Here is a 17,719-nt window from a genome sequence, read left to right as displayed (position 1 = left end):
GCGCAGACCAGCTCCCCCGGCCTCACCTGGTCCGGGTGAGAACCGTACGCACCCGCCTCACGTTGCGGGCGATGACCGGGTCCTCGACGATCAGCCGGCCGAGCAGCGCGCCGCCGACGACGATGCCGCCGAAGCCGATCAGCCAGGTGGAGAGCGCGAGGATCACGCCGAGCATGCCGAACTGCTCGGCGTTCGACTCGACGTAGGCAGGCATCAACCACGCCGAGCCTCGGCTGTAGAGGACCTGCACGACGCCGGTCAGCACGGCGCCCGGCAGCAGCAGCCATCCTCGGGCGCGTCCGGACAGCAGCACCCAGCTGCTCCCCCACCAGACGGCGCTCGCTCCCAGCATCTGGAGCAGGGGCCGGAGCGGGTCCCCAGGATCGGTGAGCAGGTTGACGACCGTGTTGACCACCCCGAGGCAGGCCAGCCAGGCGACGACCCAGGACAGGCAACGACGGGCTCCCCGCAGGCCTCCGACGTGCTCCTGCTCCCAGACCCGCTCGAACATCCGCTGCACGGCGCGACCGAAGGATGTCGCCGACACGATCGTGATCGCCAGGCCGACCGCGCCGGTCTCGGAGCGCACCTGGTCGAGGTCGACCTCCCCCGCCACCTGGCGTACGGCCTCGTCGCCGACGCCGGTGACCTGCGAGACCTGTTCCAGCGCGGTCCCGACGAGGTGGGGCAGGAAGGCCGCGAGCACGACCAGCATGGGCACCATGGCCAGGAGCGCCTGAGCGGCGATCAGCATGCACCGGTCGATGAACTCGATCCGGATGATCTCGGTGGCGAGGTTCCGCAGAAGCGGGACGTGGCTGATCACGTCGTCCACCCGGCCCCGGAGGGCAGCCACGTTCACGTGAGCAGTGTTCCCCGCGGCACGACGGCTCACCCTCGCCCGTTTCCGGTGACCGCTCCGGGCGCCGGCCCGCTTACGTTGGTCAGACCACCACCGTCCAAGGCCACTCTCTGGAGCCAACGTGAACGGACATCTGATCGGCGTGATGCGCTCATGACCCGGATCCTCATCCGGGTGGGCTCGTCGGTGTCGGACGACGTCCTCGAGACGTTCCCGCACCTGACCCGTGCTACGCAGCCGGCGACGACGACCCTGGTCGGCGACCTCGCCGACGCGAAGGAGCTGCAGGGTGTGCTGGATCTACTGAGCGCCCTGGGGGTCGACGTCATCGAGATCGTCACCATCCCCGAGTAGCTCCACCGGGGCGCTTCCCGCGATGAACGGCATCAGCCAGCTCTTCTCCGGATCGGCCTCCACGAGCACCGCGCGCACGAAGAGGGTGAACGGGACCGCCATCACGGCACCGATCGGACCCATGATCCACGACCAGAAGATCAGGGACAGGAAGGTCAGCGTCACCGACAACCCCACCGCCTCACCGACGATCTTCGGCTGGATCACCGACTGGATGACCACGTTCAGGAGGCAGTAGACGGCGATGACCGCGAGCATCAGCGAGAGGTCGCCGTCCAGCAGCGCGAGGATCGCCGGTGGCACCAGGCCGATCACGAAGCCGATGTTCGGGATGTAGTTGGTCAGGAACGCGAGCAGGCCCCACACCCACGGCGCCGGTACGCCCAGCAGGTAGAGGGCCAGCGTGTCGAGGGCGGCGACGATCAGGCCGAACACCGTCGAGACCAGCAGGTAGCGACGCGTCCCGACTGCGAACGAGGACAGGGCCCGTACGAGGGCTGGACGCCGACCGCCTATCGAGACCAGCTGCCTCGGCAGCGCCGTCGCGTCGATGGCCATGAACAGGCACAGCGCCAGGATGAAGACCACCGTGGACAGCACCCCGAACATCCCGTTCAGCGCACCGGAGACCACGGACAGCAGGTTCGAGATGTCGAACGACTCGACGATCTTCAGCACCTCGTCCGTGCCGATACCGACCTTGGTGAGCCAGTCGGTGAGCTCCTCGACCTGCTCCATGGCGGCACCGCTGTAGGTGCCCAGCAAGGTGGCGAAGCGAGCCACCGCCAGGACCACGCACACGCCGAGACCGACGACCCCGACGACGACCGCGATGATGGAGAGTGCGGTGGCCACACCCGCCGGGACGCGCTGCGCCAGCCAGGTCCGTGCCGGGTGGACGACGATGGTCAGCACCATCGCCAGGAAGAGCGGTCCGAGGATGCCGCTGGCTGCGTTCAGCCCGGCCACGAGGATGACCACCGCCGCGGATGCCAGCAGGACCGCCAGGAACCTGAACTGCGGGGGCCAGCTCGTGGCCGCGTCTTCCGGGCTCTGCGTCCTGGGGCTCACGGCTCCCATGCTCTAGCCCGTCGGACCATGGCCGTATCACCCGTTAGGGGTGAGTGCGACCACCCGCCTGTGCGTATCCCTGGCCCCGTATATAGGCCCTTTGATCCTTACTTTGCCGAAGAGTCGCTGCTTTGATGGTTGCGGGTAAAGACCTCTCGGAGACAGGAGTAGCGACGGTTTGCGGATGTTAGACACCGGTTCCCGCGCGTACGTGGCGCCGACAAGGTTGCGCGTCCCGCGGATACAGCCGTCGTTCGTCAGCCGGGATCGGTTGGTCGAGGATGCCGTGGGCCGGTGCCGCTTCACTCTGGTCTGTGCCCCCGCGGGCTACGGGAAGAGCATGCTCGTGGCCGACTGGGCCGCCCGCGCCGCTGACCGCGGGGAGCCGGTGGCCTGGTTGTCCCTGCAGGAGCAGGACGACAGGCCGTACGAGTTCTGGTCCGCGTTGATCGAGTCCCTCGTCCTGGCCGGACTGCCCGGGAGGACCGAGCAGCTCGACGGACTGACCCCGCCCCGGCAGGAGACCGAACCGAGGTTCGTCACGAAGGTCGTCGAGTCGCTCCTGGTCGCCGGCGTGCGCTGGATCGTGCTGGACGACGTACATCTGCTCCACGACGCCGAGGTGCTGCGCGGGCTCGACATCCTCCTCGCCGAGCTGCCACCCGAGGTGGGGCTGGTGCTGGCGTGCCGTTCCGAGCCGTCGCTCGCGCTCCACCGGCTGCGGCTCGACGGGTCGCTCTCAGACGTACGCGGCAAGGACCTCGCCTTCACCGACGGCGAAGCGCTCGAGCTGTTCGCGGCCAGCAACCTGCCGATGACGGCTGACGCGATCTCGAATCTCGTCGGCCTGACCGAGGGGTGGGCCGCGCCGCTGCGGATGGCGGTGGTCGCGGCGACGGTCGGCGGCGACGACCCCGCGGCGGTCGTCGCGTCCTTCGACGGCGACGTCCGCTCGGTGATCGAGTACGTCCTGACCGAGGTCGTCCACCGGCTCGACCCCGAGCTGGTCGAGTTCCTCTACGCGACCTGCGCGCCCCACCACCTCTCCATCGACCTGGCCGCCCACCTCTCCGGCAGGCCCGACGCCGGCGCCCTCCTCGACCGGCTGTGCGCCGCGAACGCGCTCGTCAGCCAGTCGGGTGCCTCGGCGTGGTACCGCTACCACGCGCTGCTACGGAGCTGCCTGCTCGCCGCTCTCGCCCGTCGCGATGTCGAGGCTCCGGCACGCCAGCACCGGGCCACCGCGGTCTGGCTCGGCACGCACGGCGAACCCGCGACCGCGCTGCGGCACGCATCGCGGGGCGGGGACCAAGCCCTGCTCGACAGCATGCTTCGCGCGAACGGGCTCCACATGGTCCTTTCCGGCCGCGGCGATCTCGTACGCGACGCCATCGCGTCCCGCGCTTCGCCCGGCACCGACCATCGGGTCGCGGTCATCGCCGCCCTGGCGGCGCTGGACGTCAACGACCTCCCGGCTGCCGACGACGCGCTGAGCGCGGTGCCGGCCGGCGATCCACCGCCCGAGCCGACGTACAAAGCGATGCTCGCCGCGGCCGTCGTCCAGCGGGCCCTCGCCGGGGGCGACGCCGTCGCCGCCCTCCAGGACAGTGCGATCCTCGACATCGCCATGACGGGAGACAGCGACGTCAACCTGGTGCTCCTTGCCCAGCGCGGACCCGCCCGGATGCGCGCCGGTGACTACGTCGGAGCCATCGACGACCTCCAGCAGGCGCTCGTGCTGGCCCGCAGCCGCCGCTACGACCAGGTCGTGCTCGAGACCATGTCGCAGCTGTCCGGGATGACCGGCGCCATGTGCGACTTCAACGCGTCCCTCGCCTGGTCCGACCAGGCCATCGCGTTCGCCACCCAGCACGGCTGGCGGGACTCGCCGCGCCTCGCCTACTCCTACCTCGTGGCCGCGTGGACCGCCTTCCAGACGGGCGATGGCAAGGGACAGCTGGAGTACGCCGAGCTCGGCATGCGAGCACTGGACGGGGTGAACAACGCCGAGGTGGAGTTCGGCGTACGCGGCATGCACGCGCTGGCGACCTTCGAGGCCACGGCGGGGCCGGGCCGGGCCGCGGCCGCCGAGACCTTCCGCCGGATCTGGCAGCTGGACACCGCCGACCACGTCTCTCCTGCGGCGATCAGCGCCGTCACGCCTCAGGAGATCAGGGTGGCGCTCGCCATCGGGAGCGAGGACTGGGCTGCGGAGACCGCGGCCCGTATCCGCGGCCAGATGCCCGGCAGCGCCGAGGGCACGATCCCGGACGCCCAGATCCTCGCCGCCACCGGACGGGCCCGCGAGGCGCTGGCGCAACTCGAGCCGGTCCTCGACGGGAGCCGGCCGGCACACGCACCGACGACCATCGTCTACGCGCAGGTGCTGGCCGCGGCCCTGGAGTCGTCCCTGGACAATGACGTCCGCGCGTTCGACGCGCTCAGGAAGGCGCTCGAGTGGGCGGTCCCCAACAACTTCCGGAGGCCGTTCATCGACCTGTGGCCGCACCTGGAGCCGCTGCTCTCGAGGAACCGCTCACGCTTCGGGCCCGCCGAGGGCTTCATCGCGGACCTGCTCACCGACCACGCCGAGCCGGAGGACCGCGCCACCGGGGTCATCGGCACGCTGTTGAGCGCACGTGAGATCGACGTGCTCCACGACCTCCCCTCGCGGCTGACGATCCCCGAGATCGCGGCGGCCGAAGGGGTCAGCGAGAACACCGTGAAGACGCACGTACGCTCGATCTACCAGAAGCTCGGGGTGAACACGCGCTCGGCGGCGGTGCGTGAGGCCCGCGAGCGCGGGCTGATCTGACCGAGCCCTAACGGGCGTGGCGGGCCAGCAGTACCAGGTTCTGCTGATCCTCCAGGGGGACGCGGGGATCGACCAGGCAGGTGATCACCACCAGTGCGTGCTCGTCCTGCCAGATCCTGGGGTCCTTGGCAGCCACCTGCTTCGGTTCGATGATCGTCTGGGTGACGCGGTACCGCTCGTCCCCGACGACGAGCACGTCGCCGCGGCGGACCAGCGCCTCGGGCAGGCTGCCCGGCCCGAGGTCCACGAAGGCGTTGCCCGGTCCCCGCCCGTCCCGGACCGCGTGCATGGCGATGACCCGGTTCCCGGCCGTGCCCGGGGCACCGGCGTCGCGGTAGTCGTAGGCGTCGGTCAGCGTCGGAGGGTTGATCACCCCTGCGGTGACCTCAGCGTCCAGCAGCGGGACCGACAGACTCTGACGCGGGGCCCGAAACCGCTCGCCGGTCCAGCGCACCTCCGACCCGGCGACGTCGGGCGGGGCCGGCCAGCGTACGCGGTTTCCGTCCAGGTCACGGCTCACATAGGCCCCGGCGGCCTCGGTTTGCCGTTGGACCACGTACGCCACCCCGAACCCGACCGCAGCCACGAGCGCAACCACGGTGAGACCCACCAGGACCGGAGTGCTCAGCACCGGCCGGCGGCCGCCTGTCATGGTCGCCGGCGGCATATCAGCACCATCCAGCCGGCCACCGCGGCGGCCAGGGCCATGAGCGCGGCGAACAGGAGCCCGCTGTGGTCGTCGAGCCTCGACGCACCGGTGTGCGACTCCGGGCCGACGCTGGGTCCGAGGTCCTGACCGGCGCCGCCGGGGTCTGCGGGATCGGCCGACGGCCCGTCGTCGGGCGACCCGGAGAACGTGTTCGTGACAAAGACCTGGGCGGAATCCTGTGCCCCGACGGTCAGCCGGTCGGGCAGGATCGTGACACCGTCCGCACCGCCTGCGTCCGTCTCGCTCACCGCGCACGTGGCGCCCACCGGAAGCCGGTCGTAGGTCACCACCATCTCGGTGGCCCGCGAGAGCACACGCTCTTCGCCGCCCGGGAGCGCCACCGGCTCCGCGGTGCCGTCGACGTCGCGGGTGCAGGCCAGGCGGACGGTGAACGACTCGTCCGGCCCGACCTCGTCAGCACCCGCGCCGACGATGTTCTTGGTGACCTGCACGGCGCCGAGGTCGAAGGTGTTGGTGGCGGTGACGGTCACCGGCTGGCCGGTGACGATCTCGAAGGGGCCCTGCGGCGAGATGGTCGAGGTCGTGGCGCCGCCGGTGGAATCCTCGGAGGCGGTGCAGACCGCACCCGCGTACAGGTTCTCGATGGTCCGTGTCAGTGGCTGGTCGCCGCCGAGCACGACGTCACCGTCCCACACGGGCTGGTCGTCGGCGTCGGTGCAGGAGAGGTGGATCGTGAACGGTCCGGCGTCGTAGAGCTCGGCGCCCTCACCGTCGACGACCTTGGTGACGACCAGCGAGCCGGTGTCGAAGACGTTGTCGAAGGTCACCTCGTTCGTCGCCGCGCCGTTGATGCGGTCCTCGGTCAGGGCCAGCTCGATGGTCTCCTCCCCCGGCGTGACCGGTCCCTCACCCGTCGAGCCGGTCGCGGTGGTCGACGCGGCACCGGCGGTGTCCGTCTCGGTCGCGGTGCACTCCGATCCGGCCGGCAGCCCGTTGAAGGTCACCGACTCCCCCGAGCTGAACGATGCCGTCATCGGGTCGTTGGCGTCGTAGCCGTCGGCGAAGACCGGCTCGCCGAGGAAGGTGCACGCTACGTCGAAGGAGAACGGGCCGTACGTCACCGGGTTCCCGTCCTGGTCGACCGCGGAGTCGGTCGCCGTCTTGCGCAGGACGAGCGAGGCCTCGCTGTAGGTGTTGACTGCCCTGATCCTGGCCACGTCCTCGGTCCCGTAGCCGATCGTGACCGGGTCGGCGGAGAAGTGGGTCGCACCGGCGCCGGCGTCCTCGGTGACCGAGCACTCGGCGCCCCAGGGCAGGTCATCGATCCTGACGACCTCCGGCGGGGTCAGGGTGACCTCGCTCTGCTCACCCAGCTCGACCTCCTGGCCGTCGACGTCGACGCAGGTCACGTCGAGGACGAAGGTGGGAGGCGCCTCGTCGGCCGCCCCGCCGCGTACGAGCTTCTGGATCTCCAGCGACCCCGTGGCGAGCGCCACCCCTACCTTGTTGCCCTCCGACTCGGGTGCCAGCGCGACCGCACCGCCGTCGTTGGTCTCGCCGGCCTGGGCCACGGTGTTCCAGGCGATCGTGTCCGCTCCCGCGGTCGGTGACTGGCCAGGCGTGGTCGTCGTCAGGTCCAGCTTCACGCTGCCGGTGGGCTGCAGCATGTCGTCGGCGAAGTCCATCTCGAACTTCAGCGCACGTGCGCCCGCAGGGATATCGGTGCTCCACCCGACCGGCGGGTCGTCGGCCTGGTCGATCAACGTCCACTCGCCATCTGGACAGCCGGCGAGGGTCTCGAGGTCGGCGGTGCAGAGGTCGTCGTCGGCGTCGTAGTAGACCCTGATCTGGCTGACCGTGCCGAGCTCGGCGCCGACCAGGCTGACCGACTTCGGGGTGGGCCGCCACTCCGAGTCACGCGGCAAGGTCACGATCGCACCGGTGTCGCCGGGCGCCGGCAGCCGGTCGACGGCGTAGACCTTGTCCATCGGGAGGTTGCCGGTGTTGACGAAGCTCATCCGCCAGATCTCGTCGCTGCCCGGCTTGGTGACCGGGACGCACCCACCGCTGTAGAAGCCGTCGGCGTCCGCGGTGCATCCGCTCTGGCGGGTGTCGATGACCCCGAGGTCGTCGTCCCCGGCCGCCTTGACCGTCTTCGTGCCGCGCAGTGCGCCGGCCCGGGTCGGATGGACGGTCGTGGCCGTGCGGCACTCACCGGACTCGTCGAGCGTGGTCTCGCATTCGTCCCAGGGCCGCTCCCCGGTGATGCCCGCTGTGTTCGTGACCTGGGTGTCGCCCGGCAGACCCGGGCGGAAGATCAGGTCGACGGTGACGGTGTAGGTCTGCCCGACCTCGAGCACGGTCCCTTCGGGAAAGGTGAAGGTGAGGACGGTCGGGGTCTCCTCGACCGTGACGTCGCCGGGATCGGTCGGCATCGCCGGGCCGTTGGGCGGATCGGGGGCGTCGCCGTCGAGGGCGTAGGTGTAGTGGTCGGTCGTGTCCGGGTTCAGCACGAGCAGCGGACCATCGCCGTCCGACGGCAGCCGGTCGGTGATCACCGGATCGGTGATGGCCGTGTCGCCGGTGTTGGTGAAGGTCATGGTGTACGGGATCGGTGAGCTCGGCGCCTGGGCACCGCTGGGCGTCTTGGTCACCTCGACGGCGTTGTTCGCGTGTCGGTAGCGGATCGTCGCCTCGGCGTCGTCGGTGCCGTGGATGGGCTCCCCACCGACCTGGTCGGCTCCGTAGTTGTCGCCGGTGATGGAGTTGGTCGCCTCGCCGGCGTTCTCCTCACCGGGTGCCGGCTCGTTGCCGGCGAGGTCGCTGGGCACGGGGCCGCCGGTGTGCAGCGACTCGCGGCGCTGGACCTCGACCGGGACCTGCTGCAGCGGGGTCGCGGGGTTCTCCCAGATCGCGCCGTCCTCGCGGGTGAAGGTGAACCTCAGCCCCTGCACGTCGTCTTCGCTCACGCCGTCCGGCAGGGTCGGCGTGGTGCCGGGCTCACCCTCGACCCAGTCACCACCCTCGAGCACGACCCCACCACCGTCCTCCGCGTACGTCCCCCCGACGAGCGCGTCGACCTGGACCCGGTCGATCGGAGGGGTGAGGACGAGGTCGCCGAAGCCCGTGAAGTCGTACTGGTTCCAGAAGGAGGCATCCCGGTCGGTCAGCACCATCTTGTTCGTACGCGACGGGCCGCTCGGCTGTCCTGAGAGCGTCATCGTCACCGGTGACCGGTCGGGTTCGGTCTGTTCCGACGGCGCGAACGACTTGGTGACCTCCAGACCGATCCCGATCTCCTGCAGAGCGATGCTCGCGGTGTCGGAGGCGGTGCTGGTGACCGGATCGACCCCGGGATAGTCGACGAGATCCGCGGCGGCGGCGGTCGCACGGTTGTCGACGGTGGTGCCCGGCTCGATCGGACTGCCGTCGGCACGATGGGCGGGCCGCAGCCGGGTGTCGAGCACCACCCTGGCATGGGCGCCCTCGTCGATGCGTCCGGTGTACGCGACGGTGAACCCGACCACGTCGGTCAGGTCCGACTCGGCTGCTGCCAGCGCCTCGTCACGGGACAGCTCCCGGGTTCCTCCGTCCGCGAGCTCGAGCGCGATCGTCACGTCGTCGGCGCCGATCGAGGCGGGGTCGGTGACCGAGACGAACCCGCGCAGGTTGAACGTGTCGAACGGGTCGGTCAGGCCGGTCGGCTCCGTGATCGTCAGGCGGTCGACCTGGCGCGGGGTCGTGTTCGCGGCGTCCAGGCTCATCCGGGCGGTCGGCCAGTCGTCGGGGAAGGTCGTGTCGGCCGGCGGCACGTCGAGCGGGCCGCCGCTCCACTCCTTGTCCATCGTCACCGTCACGGGGACCGGCGAGATGGTGATCGTGTCGGAGGCGTCCTGGTCGACGTACACGCTCCCGTCGACGATCACGCTGGCCCGCGCCGTGTTGCGGACCTCACTCGGCTCGCCGGCCACGTTGTAGACGGCGTCGGAGACCACGGGTACGTCAGGATCCGACCTGAGGTCGTCGCGGATCCGGAACACCGGGTGGATGTCGCGATCGTTGCCGCTCGACCTCGCCACACCGCTGCCGACCGGTGGCGCGGTCGGGTCGCCGCCGATGCGGTCCGCCCGGGTCGGGCTCTCCTCGAAGACGAGCCGGAAGGCGATGGTGTCCTGCTGCGAGGCGGCGGACAGCTCGTAGCCGGGGAAGGTGCCGTCGCAGGCTTCGGGGCAGGGATCGTCGGGCGCGTCGACCCAGCCCCCGGCCGCGAGACTGTAGAGCTCGACACGGGCGACCCGGTCGTAGGTCAGGTGCGGATCGGACTCGGCCGTGATGGGGTCGATCCGGACGAGGTCGAAGGGGTCGAAGACGGTGTCAGGCAGGGTCTCCGCACTAGGAGCGGGGACGTCGGAGACGTACATCTGGTCGATGTTCGAGGCACCGCTGGTGGACCAGGCGAGGGTCGCGCCCGCCTCCTCGCCGGTGCGCTCACCGACGACCTTAGGATCGTCCCAGGCCTTGTCGATGAAGTCGGCGTTGCCGGGGTCCGGCGGCACCACGTCGATGACCGGGCACTCCGTCATGGACGCGTCGTCCGGACGGGCGTCGGGGGCGCTCGCGCTGGATGCAGCGCAGTTCTCGACCTCGATGTCCTGGCCCGCAGCCTCGGGACGGAGCTCGAAGTCGATGTTGGGGCTGACCTCGGTGCCGCGCGCGAAACCGTCGTCGCTGTGGTAGACGAACCGGATGCCCTGCGCGTTCTCCCGCACCTCCGGCGGGAGATCACCGGTGAAGATCTGCGGGCCCGCCAGGTCGACCATCCCCGGCACGTCGACCCACTCCGAGCCGTCCCAGTACTGGACGGTCATCGTCGAGTCGGCCGGGATCGGGGTCTCGGCGATCGTGGTCGGCGCGAACGTGTCGTACCAGGTGTCGGCCTCGAGGTCGGCAGGGTCCTGGACGATGATCTCGGTGGCATCGGTGGTCGAGGCGGGGAAGGGCTCCAGCGTGCCGGTCAGGAGCACGGTGGCGATCTGGCCCGGGATGGAGAAGATCTGTCCCGGCTCGATCCGCTTGTCCACGTCGACCGCGATCCGGCGCTGGATGGTGGTCAACGTGTCGGAGTCCGTCGCCTCACCGGAGAAGCCTCCGGCGGCAGTGGTCTCCACGCCCACCTCGTTGGGGTGGGCGACCTCGGGGAGGACCTGGGTTTCCGCCGCCGTCACGACGAACGGCACCGTCGCCTCGGCGCCCGGCACGATCGGGCCGGTGAACTCCACGGTGAACCCGACGACCTCGGCCCCCGGTGGTGGCGGATCTGGGAGAGTGTTCGGCTCGGTGGCGTCCTCGGTGACGCGCTGGCCACCGGCGAGCTGGTACGTCACCGTCGCACCGGTGGCTCCGGACGGCCAGACGACGCCGTCGGTCCAGCCGGTGAAGGTGAGGCCGTTCTCGAACGGGTTCGGGGCCGAGCTCGGCTCGGTGATCGTCATGGACTCCAGCGTCCGGTCGCTGGCGTTGGTGCCTGTGAGCGTCACGGTGCTCTGACCGCCGACGACGACCTCGGCGGGATCGAACGACTTGCCGGCGCCGACGTCCAGATCGGCCGAGGTCAGCGTGTATGCCGCCTCCCCCGTCACCGGGTCGGACTCTTCGCTCCCCGCGGCGACCGTCGTGGAGACCTCGTTGGGGATCGGCCCCTCACCAGCGTCGGCGATGTTGTCCCGCTGCTCGAGGGGCAGGCTCGCCGAGCCCTCGGCTCCGGAGGGGATGCCGTCGTCGTCGGTGCTGATGAAGGTGATGCGTACGCCTTCGACGTCTCCGGGCTGCACGCCGGCCGGGATCGTGGCGGGTGGTGCTTCAGGGGTCCCCTCGACCCAGGCGCCGGCGACCCAGACGTCGACCTGCACCTCCTCGGCGCCCTCCGGCATGGTGACGTCGATGGCCGGACCGCTCAGGCCGAGGTAGGTGAAGGCGTTGGGCGTGGCGGAGGGATCAGCGGGGTCCGTCATCGTGATCTCGTCGACCGCGACGTTGGACTCCGTTCCGCCGTTCAAGGTCAGCGCTGTGGCCGTCCCCGGCGCGGCCACAGCGCTGGCCGGCTCGAACGACTTCGACGTCGTCGCGGCGAGGTCGACCGGGATGTCCGGTACGACCGTGAAGTCATCGGACGCGGGATCGGTGTTGGTCCCGTCGACCGTCGCGGTGTTGGTGACGTCCTGTCCGTCCAGCTCCGCGGAGATGTCCGGGTCGACCATGACCGGCACCTGCACGGTCACCGACGAGCCGGCGGGCAGCCCTTGGCCACCGGCCGGGTCGTCGAGCGGCTCGGTGAAGGTCACGGTGAGCTCGCTGCCGCTGGTCGCGACGTCGGCCGAGGCACCCTGGACGGAGACCGTGCCGTCCGGGTCGAAGACGATCCCCTCGGGCAACGAGTCGGTCAGGACTGCGCTGGTGCAGCCGCCCGAACCGGTGTTCGAGCAGGTCATGGTGATCGTGTAGACGAACTTCTCGCCCGGTTCCACGACCTGGCCGTCGGTCCAGCCGGTCACGCCCTTGGAGATCGTGAGGAAGCCGGGGTCCTCCGCCGATGCGGCCGAGGGCCAGATGACCGCGACCATCCCGAGCAGTGCCAGGACGGCACCGATCACGTGAATGCCGTTCCTACGACCGAGGTTTCCGAGCTCCCGAGAGATCTGCATGGTTCGCGGTGTTCACCTGATCTCAGGGACGACCGCGCTCCGGGCGACGGACGACACCAGCGAGCCGATGGCGATCCCGATCACCAGGTTGATCATCATGGTGACGAGCTTGGTGTCGAGGCCCGCGTCGGACGTGAAGGGCCACAGCGCCGCGATGACGGTGGCCAGGCCGATGATCCAGCCGAAGAAGGTCTGCGGCTGCGGTGTGGTCAGGAGGAGGACATGGGCGACGGCCGTGGCCAGCAGCCCGGCGACCGCTGCCCAGACGGCGTACCACCACGTTGAGGCGTCTCCCCAGACCCCGTCGCCCTCGGGGGCGAGGATGGGTACGTCGAAGATGCCCCGGGCGATCACGATGCCGGCGATCGCGAGCAGTGCGGCCACGACCGCGGCGGCGGCGCCGCCCGCCCAGAGGCGGCCGGCGTTGATCGTCGGCTGCAGTCGTCGGGTGGGAGGTTGGTTCATCGCCATGATCAGTCTCCGTCGTCAGTCGGTTCTGTGGTCTCGGCGCGGAGGATCTCCTTGAGCTCCTCGGCGACCGCGTCGTCCAGCTCGGCGTAGACGAGCGTGGGGTTTCCGTGCTTCATGGCCGCGGCGACCGCGTCCGGCTCCGCATCGCTGCTCAGCACCACGAGCGCGGACTTGCCGGGCCCGAGGTGCTCGGCGACCCCAGTGAGCACCTCGTCACCGATGCCGGCCTGCCTCAGACGTTGAACCGCGGCCGCGGACGCCGCCCCCACAACGGCGCCCGCGACCGGGTTGAACACGAGGATCCCGAGAAGGCCACCGAGCAACGAGCCCTTGGCTGCGGCGCCCGCCGTACGGTGGCGAAGATGGCCGATCTGCGGCTCCTCAGCTCCTGGGAACCAGGTGAGCGTGATGGCGTCGTGCACGGTGAGCGCACCACGCTCCTGCAGGTCCTTGAGCCAGACCTCGGCGTCCGTAGCGCCCATGATCCGGTCGTAGACCCACGCGGTCAGGCTGGTCATGACGTCACTCGGCGAAGACCTCGCGCAGCGCCTTCTCCTGCTCACTGCTGAGGTTGGTGAAGATGAGCTCGCCCTCGTGGCCCTTCATGGCCTCGTGCACCTTGTCGACCACCGTGTCGGAGGTCATCAGGAAGAGTGCCGAGGTGCCGGGGGTGACCTGGTCGCGGACCTTGTTGATGAAGGCGTCGTCGATGCCGACATCGGTCAGCGACCCGGTCAGGGCGCCGGTCGCAGCGCCGACCGCTGCTCCCAGCAGCGGCACGAAGAAGATGAGTCCGAAGAGCATGCCCCAGAAGGTGCCGCTCATCGCTCCCATGGCTTTGGTGCTGGTCAGCTGGCGGGTCTTCGGCTTCTTCTTGCCGACCTCCCACTGCACGGTCGCGGCGTCCTCCAGGATGAGAAGGTCCTGCTTGACGAGCTCCTCGAGGTTCTTCACAGCCTGGTCTGCGCCATCGGTCGTGTCGTACTTCCATACCGTCAGGGTCGCCATCTCACGTCCTCGCTGTCGTTGACTGCGTTCGTCGCCGACGATCCCGGCACGGCCGGCGTCCAGCATCACCCGAATTCGGTGAACCACGGTGCGGGAGTGATTCGTAGCGTGCAGTACGTGAGCAGTCGAGGAAGACCATGACGAGGGTCCTGATCAGGGTGAACGGTGAACTCTCCCGTGAGCTCCAGAAGGCGTTTCCTCAGCTGGCCGTCCAGGCGCATCGCGCGCAGTCGACGCTCACCGGTGACGTCCCCGACCAGGAGGCGCTGCAGGGCGTCCTGCACGCGCTGCGTGCCGATGACATCGACGTCATCGAGGTCGTCACCATCCCCGACTGATCCGACCGGACAGCAGGTCAGGCGAAGATCGTCTCCCAGTCGCGAGCCATGCTGATCACGGTCCAGCCCAGCCGGGCGCCGACCTCGGTGATCGGCTCGGGCTCGGCGAAGGTCTGCGCGGTGCTGACGTAGGAGAACTCGCGCTCGGCGTCGTCGTGGTCGACGAGCAGCGCGAGCGTCGGACCCTCGCCCGCCGCGGCCCACTCCAGCATCTCCCGGTCGCCGCCGGAGTTGCCGACGGCGAGGATCGGACGCCGGCCCAGCTGGGTCTGGATGTTCGACACCTTGGCCGACCCCTCGTTGGCGGCCCCGACCAGGCGCCCCGACCGGCTCAGCCGCGGCGGGTCCGGGGCGTAGTCGTACTCGATGAGCGTGCCGACCACCGCCTCGGGTGGCACTCCGTAGAGCTCCTGGCTGATGGCGCGGACGAACTCGGTCCCTCCCCCGGTCACGACAGTCACCGAGAAATCACGGCGTCGCAGCTCGGCGATGAGCTCGAGCATCGGTACGTAGGTGCAGGTGCGGTGCGGCCGCCCGAGAGTCTGGTGCTTCCCGCGATCCATGAACTCGCGGGTCCGCGCGGTGAAGTCCTGAGGCGAGAGGCCGTTGAAGAGGCCGGTGAGCGCCATCGCGATCCGCTCCAGCCCGATGTCGCCGATCGCCTGCTGGTCACCCGAGAGCAGGGCCGCGAACTCCGCCTGCTCCTTCACCGACGGGTCGGCCGCAACGCTGGTGCGCAGCGCGTCGAGGAAGAAGTCGAGCTGGACGTACGACGGGCGCTCGCACCACAGGGTGCCGTCGTTGTCGAAGCAGGCCATCCGGTCGGCCACGGGCACCTCCTCGGCGGCGTCGAGGAAGGCCACGACGGCGTCGCGGGTGGCACCCGGACGCCAGGAGGGCAGCAGCTGTTCGGTCACGGTGTCTCCTTCGATTGCTCGGTCTCCGGGCGGCGTACGCATCGGAAGCCCATGTGGCTGGTGCCGGTGTCGACCATCTGCGGGCGACGTGCCGCGGGCCGGTAGCGCAGACAGTAGGTGTCCGCGCACAGGTGCGAACCGCCCTTGACGACCTTGCGGGCGATCTTGAACTGGGGCTGCGCGGGGTCGAGGCTCTGCTCGGCGTCGCCACCGCGCGGGTTGACGGGTACGCAGCACGGCTTCGCGACCTCGTCGGGGTGCCGGTCGGTCCACCAGTCGGAGGTCCACTCCCACACGTTGCCGGCCATGTCGAAGAGTCCGAAGCCGTTGGCCGGGAAGCTTCCGACCGGGGAGGTGCGGGAGAAGCCGCTCTCGCGGGTGTGCCGCCACGGGAAGTCGAGTCCGTCCCAGGTGTTGGCCATGATCCGGCCCTCGGGGCGCGTCTCGTCACCCCAGGTGAAGGCCGCTCCTTCGAGCCCGCCACGGGCGGCGTACTCCCACTCGGCCTCGGTGGGCAGGTCGCCGCCGGCCCAGGAGGCGTACGCGAGGGCGTCCTCCAGCGCGACATGGACGACTGGATGGTCGGGGCGGCGTTTGACCGAGCTGCCAGGCCCCTCCGGCGCCGACCAGCACGCCCCCGGCATCCAGGTCCACCACTGGCTGACGTGCCGGAGGTCGACCGGCCCGGGTGTCGGGGTGAAGACGAGCGAGCCCGGCTGAAGGTTCTCCGGCGGCGCGTCGGGAAAGTCGGCCGGGTCGACCGGTCGCTCGGCCACGGTGACGTAGCGGGTCTTGCGTACGAACCTCGCGAACTGCTCGTTGGTGACCTGGTGCGCGTCGATCGAGAACGCCCCGACCCGCACGCGGTGGGTCGGGGCCTCCTCCGGATAGTGGTCGTCGGACCCCATCGTGAAGGTGCCGCCGGGCAGGTCGACGACCGGGTGTCTCGTGCTGTGCTGGCTGGTGATGGTCTGGCTGGTCATCAGCTGCTCGGCATGCCTGCCTTGAGCTTCTCCATCAGCTGGTCGACGCTGAACGTAGCCGGCGTCTGCCGCGGCGGGAACTCGATCAGCGAGGAGAGCATCTGCGCGACGTACGTCTGTGCCGGGATGAGCAGCCAGGCGTGTTCGAGCATCCAGTCGAAGTAGGTGTTCGACGTGCCTTCCGCCTTCTCGAACGGGTCCAGGCGCAGGTTGTAGATCTTGGGCGCTCGCAGCTCCACCAACGGGTCCAGCCAGATGGCCAGCGTGCCGGTCTGACGCTGCTCGAGGAAGATGAACTTCCAGTTGTCGAACCGCATACCGGCGAGGTCGCCGTCGTCGGTGACGTAGAAGAAGTGCTTGCGTGGGCTCTCGTCAGCCTCGCCGGTGAAGTAGTCGAGCTGGTTGTGACCGTCGAGGTGGACCTTGTACGTCGTGCCCGCCAGCTCTGTCCCGGTCTTGAGCCGGTCGGCGACGTCGGTGTCACCGGCGGCGGCGAGCAGCGTCACGAACCAGTCGTTGTGGCTGACGATCCCGTTGCGTACCTCCCCGGCGGGGATGCGACCGGGCCAGCGGACCATGGCCGGCACCCGGTAGGCGCCCTCCCAGTTCGAGTTCTTCTCGTTGCGGAACGGGGTCATGCCGGCGTCGGGCCAGCTGTTCATGTGGGGCCCGTTGTCGGTGGAGTACATGACGATGGTGTTGTCGGCCAGCCCGTTCTCGTCGAGGTAGTCCAGGACCGACCCGACCAGCTCGTCGTGGTCGACCATCGTGTCGTGGTACTCCGACTGCCACCGGCCGGCCTTGCCGCGGCTGCCGTCCTTGGCGTGGGTCCGGAAGTGCATGTGCGTGGTGTTGAGCCACACGAAGAACGGGGTGTCGCTCGAGCTCGCGTCGCTCATGAACCGGAGCGCCTCGGGGACGATCTCCTCGTCGATCGTCTTCATCCGCTCCTTGGTGAGCGGGCCGGTGTCCTCGATGCGCTGGGTGCCGTCGTCGTTGGCCCAGGAGTGGATGACGCCGCGCGGCCCGAACCTCTTGCGGAAGTTGGGGAAGTCCTCCTCCGAGGGGTAGTCGAACTGCTCCGGCTCCTCCTCGGCGTTGAGGTGGTAGAGGTTGCCGAAGAACTCGTCGAAGCCATGCGCTGTCGGCAGGAACTCGTCGCGGTCGCCGAAGTGGTTCTTGCCGAACTGCCCGGTCGCGTACCCCAACGACTTCAGCGCCGTCGCGATGGTCGGGTCCTCCGCGCGCAGACCGAGGTCCGCGCCGGGCATGCCGACCTTGGTCAGACCCGTGCGGTAGGGGTTCTGGCCGGTGATGAACGCGGCGCGCCCGGCCGTGCAGCTCTGCTCACCGTAGGAGTCGGTGAACCGGATGCCCTCGGCAGCGATCCTGTCGATGTTCGGGGTGCGATAGCCCATCAGCCCGTCGCTGTAGCAGCTCAGGTTGCTGATGCCGATGTCGTCGCCCCAGATGACCAGGATGTTGGGCTTGTCGGACATGAAGAACCTCCTCGTGTATGTGCTCGGAGG

General features: G+C 69.6%; 13 protein-coding genes. 3 read left to right on the top strand and 10 right to left on the bottom strand.

Going from position 1 to position 17,719, the window contains the following annotated elements:
• Window positions 1-22: 22 nt before the first annotated feature.
• Window positions 23-862 carry a YhjD/YihY/BrkB family envelope integrity protein gene (locus ABTW65_RS00870; RefSeq protein WP_350657883.1) on the bottom strand — a complete coding sequence of 280 codons (840 nt, stop codon included), beginning with the start codon at window positions 860-862 and terminating at the stop codon, window positions 23-25.
• A gap of 153 nt (window positions 863-1,015) precedes the next feature.
• On the opposite strand from ABTW65_RS00870, the gene ABTW65_RS00865 reads away from it, so the two are divergent.
• Window positions 1,016-1,216, top strand: a complete 201-nt coding sequence (locus ABTW65_RS00865) for a DUF8691 family protein (RefSeq protein WP_350657882.1) — start codon at window positions 1,016-1,018, stop codon at window positions 1,214-1,216.
• Here the strand turns inward: ABTW65_RS00865 and ABTW65_RS00860 are convergent.
• The gene (locus ABTW65_RS00860) at window positions 1,163-2,287 is read right to left on the bottom strand and encodes an AI-2E family transporter (protein WP_350657881.1); all 1,125 of its coding nucleotides are present in this window, start codon (window positions 2,285-2,287) and stop codon (window positions 1,163-1,165) included. The two genes, ABTW65_RS00865 and ABTW65_RS00860, sit on opposite strands and share 54 nt — an antisense overlap.
• Before the next feature lie 340 nt (window positions 2,288-2,627).
• On the opposite strand from ABTW65_RS00860, the gene ABTW65_RS00855 reads away from it, so the two are divergent.
• Complete coding sequence (locus ABTW65_RS00855; protein ID WP_350657880.1) at window positions 2,628-5,102, top strand: winged helix-turn-helix domain-containing protein; 2,475 nt, start codon at window positions 2,628-2,630, stop codon at window positions 5,100-5,102.
• Between the two features lie 7 nt (window positions 5,103-5,109).
• Here the strand turns inward: ABTW65_RS00855 and ABTW65_RS00850 are convergent, their stop codons facing one another.
• From ABTW65_RS00850 to ABTW65_RS00830, 5 genes are read right to left on the bottom strand one after another with little or no spacing between them, the layout of a single operon-like run.
• Window positions 5,110-5,769: a sortase family protein gene (locus ABTW65_RS00850; RefSeq protein ID WP_350657879.1), complete on the bottom strand. Its 660-nt coding sequence runs from the start codon at window positions 5,767-5,769 to the stop codon at window positions 5,110-5,112.
• The gene (locus tag ABTW65_RS00845; protein ID WP_350657878.1) at window positions 5,751-12,473 is read right to left on the bottom strand and encodes a DUF5979 domain-containing protein; all 6,723 of its coding nucleotides are present in this window, start codon (window positions 12,471-12,473) and stop codon (window positions 5,751-5,753) included. Before ABTW65_RS00845 ends, ABTW65_RS00850 begins: the two co-directional genes overlap by 19 nt.
• A 12-nt stretch (window positions 12,474-12,485) precedes the next feature.
• Window positions 12,486-12,944: a DUF6069 family protein gene (locus ABTW65_RS00840; protein WP_350657877.1), complete on the bottom strand. Its 459-nt coding sequence runs from the start codon at window positions 12,942-12,944 to the stop codon at window positions 12,486-12,488.
• Between the two features lie 2 nt (window positions 12,945-12,946).
• Window positions 12,947-13,462, bottom strand: coding sequence for a DUF1269 domain-containing protein (locus tag ABTW65_RS00835; protein WP_350657876.1), 516 nt, complete (start codon window positions 13,460-13,462; stop codon window positions 12,947-12,949).
• Window positions 13,463-13,466: 4 nt separating this feature from the next.
• On the bottom strand, window positions 13,467-13,952 hold the full coding sequence (locus tag ABTW65_RS00830; protein WP_350657875.1) for a DUF1269 domain-containing protein: 486 nt from the start codon (window positions 13,950-13,952) through the stop codon (window positions 13,467-13,469).
• Between the two features lie 137 nt (window positions 13,953-14,089).
• Here ABTW65_RS00830 and ABTW65_RS00825 point away from each other — a divergent pair, with 137 nt between their 5' ends.
• The gene (locus ABTW65_RS00825; RefSeq protein WP_350657874.1) at window positions 14,090-14,290 is read left to right on the top strand and encodes a DUF8691 family protein; all 201 of its coding nucleotides are present in this window, start codon (window positions 14,090-14,092) and stop codon (window positions 14,288-14,290) included.
• Window positions 14,291-14,307: 17 nt separating this feature from the next.
• Here the strand turns inward: ABTW65_RS00825 and ABTW65_RS00820 are convergent, their stop codons facing one another.
• The 3 genes from ABTW65_RS00820 to ABTW65_RS00810 are packed head-to-tail and all read right to left on the bottom strand — an operon-like array spanning window position 14,308 to window position 17,689.
• A complete protein-coding gene (locus ABTW65_RS00820) occupies window positions 14,308-15,207 on the bottom strand; it encodes an HAD family hydrolase (RefSeq protein WP_350657873.1) in 900 nt (299 codons plus the stop codon).
• Window positions 15,204-16,190, bottom strand: coding sequence for a formylglycine-generating enzyme family protein (locus tag ABTW65_RS00815; protein WP_350657872.1), 987 nt, complete (start codon window positions 16,188-16,190; stop codon window positions 15,204-15,206). The genes ABTW65_RS00820 and ABTW65_RS00815 overlap by 4 nt, the downstream gene beginning before the upstream one ends.
• A complete protein-coding gene (locus ABTW65_RS00810) occupies window positions 16,190-17,689 on the bottom strand; it encodes an arylsulfatase (protein ID WP_350657871.1) in 1,500 nt (499 codons plus the stop codon). Before ABTW65_RS00810 ends, ABTW65_RS00815 begins: the two co-directional genes overlap by 1 nt.
• Window positions 17,690-17,719 lie beyond the last annotated feature (30 nt).

This window comes from Nocardioides sp. NPDC127503 (genome assembly GCF_040302165.1).
GTDB lineage: Bacteria > Actinomycetota > Actinomycetes > Propionibacteriales > Nocardioidaceae > Nocardioides.
The sequence above is the reverse complement of the archived record's forward strand: the minus strand, read 5'-3'. Positions and strand labels throughout refer to the sequence as shown.

Coding starts and splice junctions, on each gene's coding strand:
- ABTW65_RS00865 (WP_350657882.1), top strand. CDS start 1,016: ATGACCCGGATCCTCATCCGGGTGGGCTCGTCGGTGTCGGACGACGTC.
- ABTW65_RS00855 (WP_350657880.1), top strand. CDS start 2,628: ATGCTCGTGGCCGACTGGGCCGCCCGCGCCGCTGACCGCGGGGAGCCG.
- ABTW65_RS00850 (WP_350657879.1), bottom strand. CDS start 5,769: ATGCCGCCGGCGACCATGACAGGCGGCCGCCGGCCGGTGCTGAGCACT.
- ABTW65_RS00845 (WP_350657878.1), bottom strand. CDS start 12,473: ATGCAGATCTCTCGGGAGCTCGGAAACCTCGGTCGTAGGAACGGCATT.
- ABTW65_RS00840 (WP_350657877.1), bottom strand. CDS start 12,944: ATGGCGATGAACCAACCTCCCACCCGACGACTGCAGCCGACGATCAAC.
- ABTW65_RS00835 (WP_350657876.1), bottom strand. CDS start 13,462: ATGACCAGCCTGACCGCGTGGGTCTACGACCGGATCATGGGCGCTACG.
- ABTW65_RS00830 (WP_350657875.1), bottom strand. CDS start 13,952: ATGGCGACCCTGACGGTATGGAAGTACGACACGACCGATGGCGCAGAC.
- ABTW65_RS00825 (WP_350657874.1), top strand. CDS start 14,090: ATGACGAGGGTCCTGATCAGGGTGAACGGTGAACTCTCCCGTGAGCTC.
- ABTW65_RS00815 (WP_350657872.1), bottom strand. CDS start 16,190: ATGACCAGCCAGACCATCACCAGCCAGCACAGCACGAGACACCCGGTC.
- ABTW65_RS00810 (WP_350657871.1), bottom strand. CDS start 17,689: ATGTCCGACAAGCCCAACATCCTGGTCATCTGGGGCGACGACATCGGC.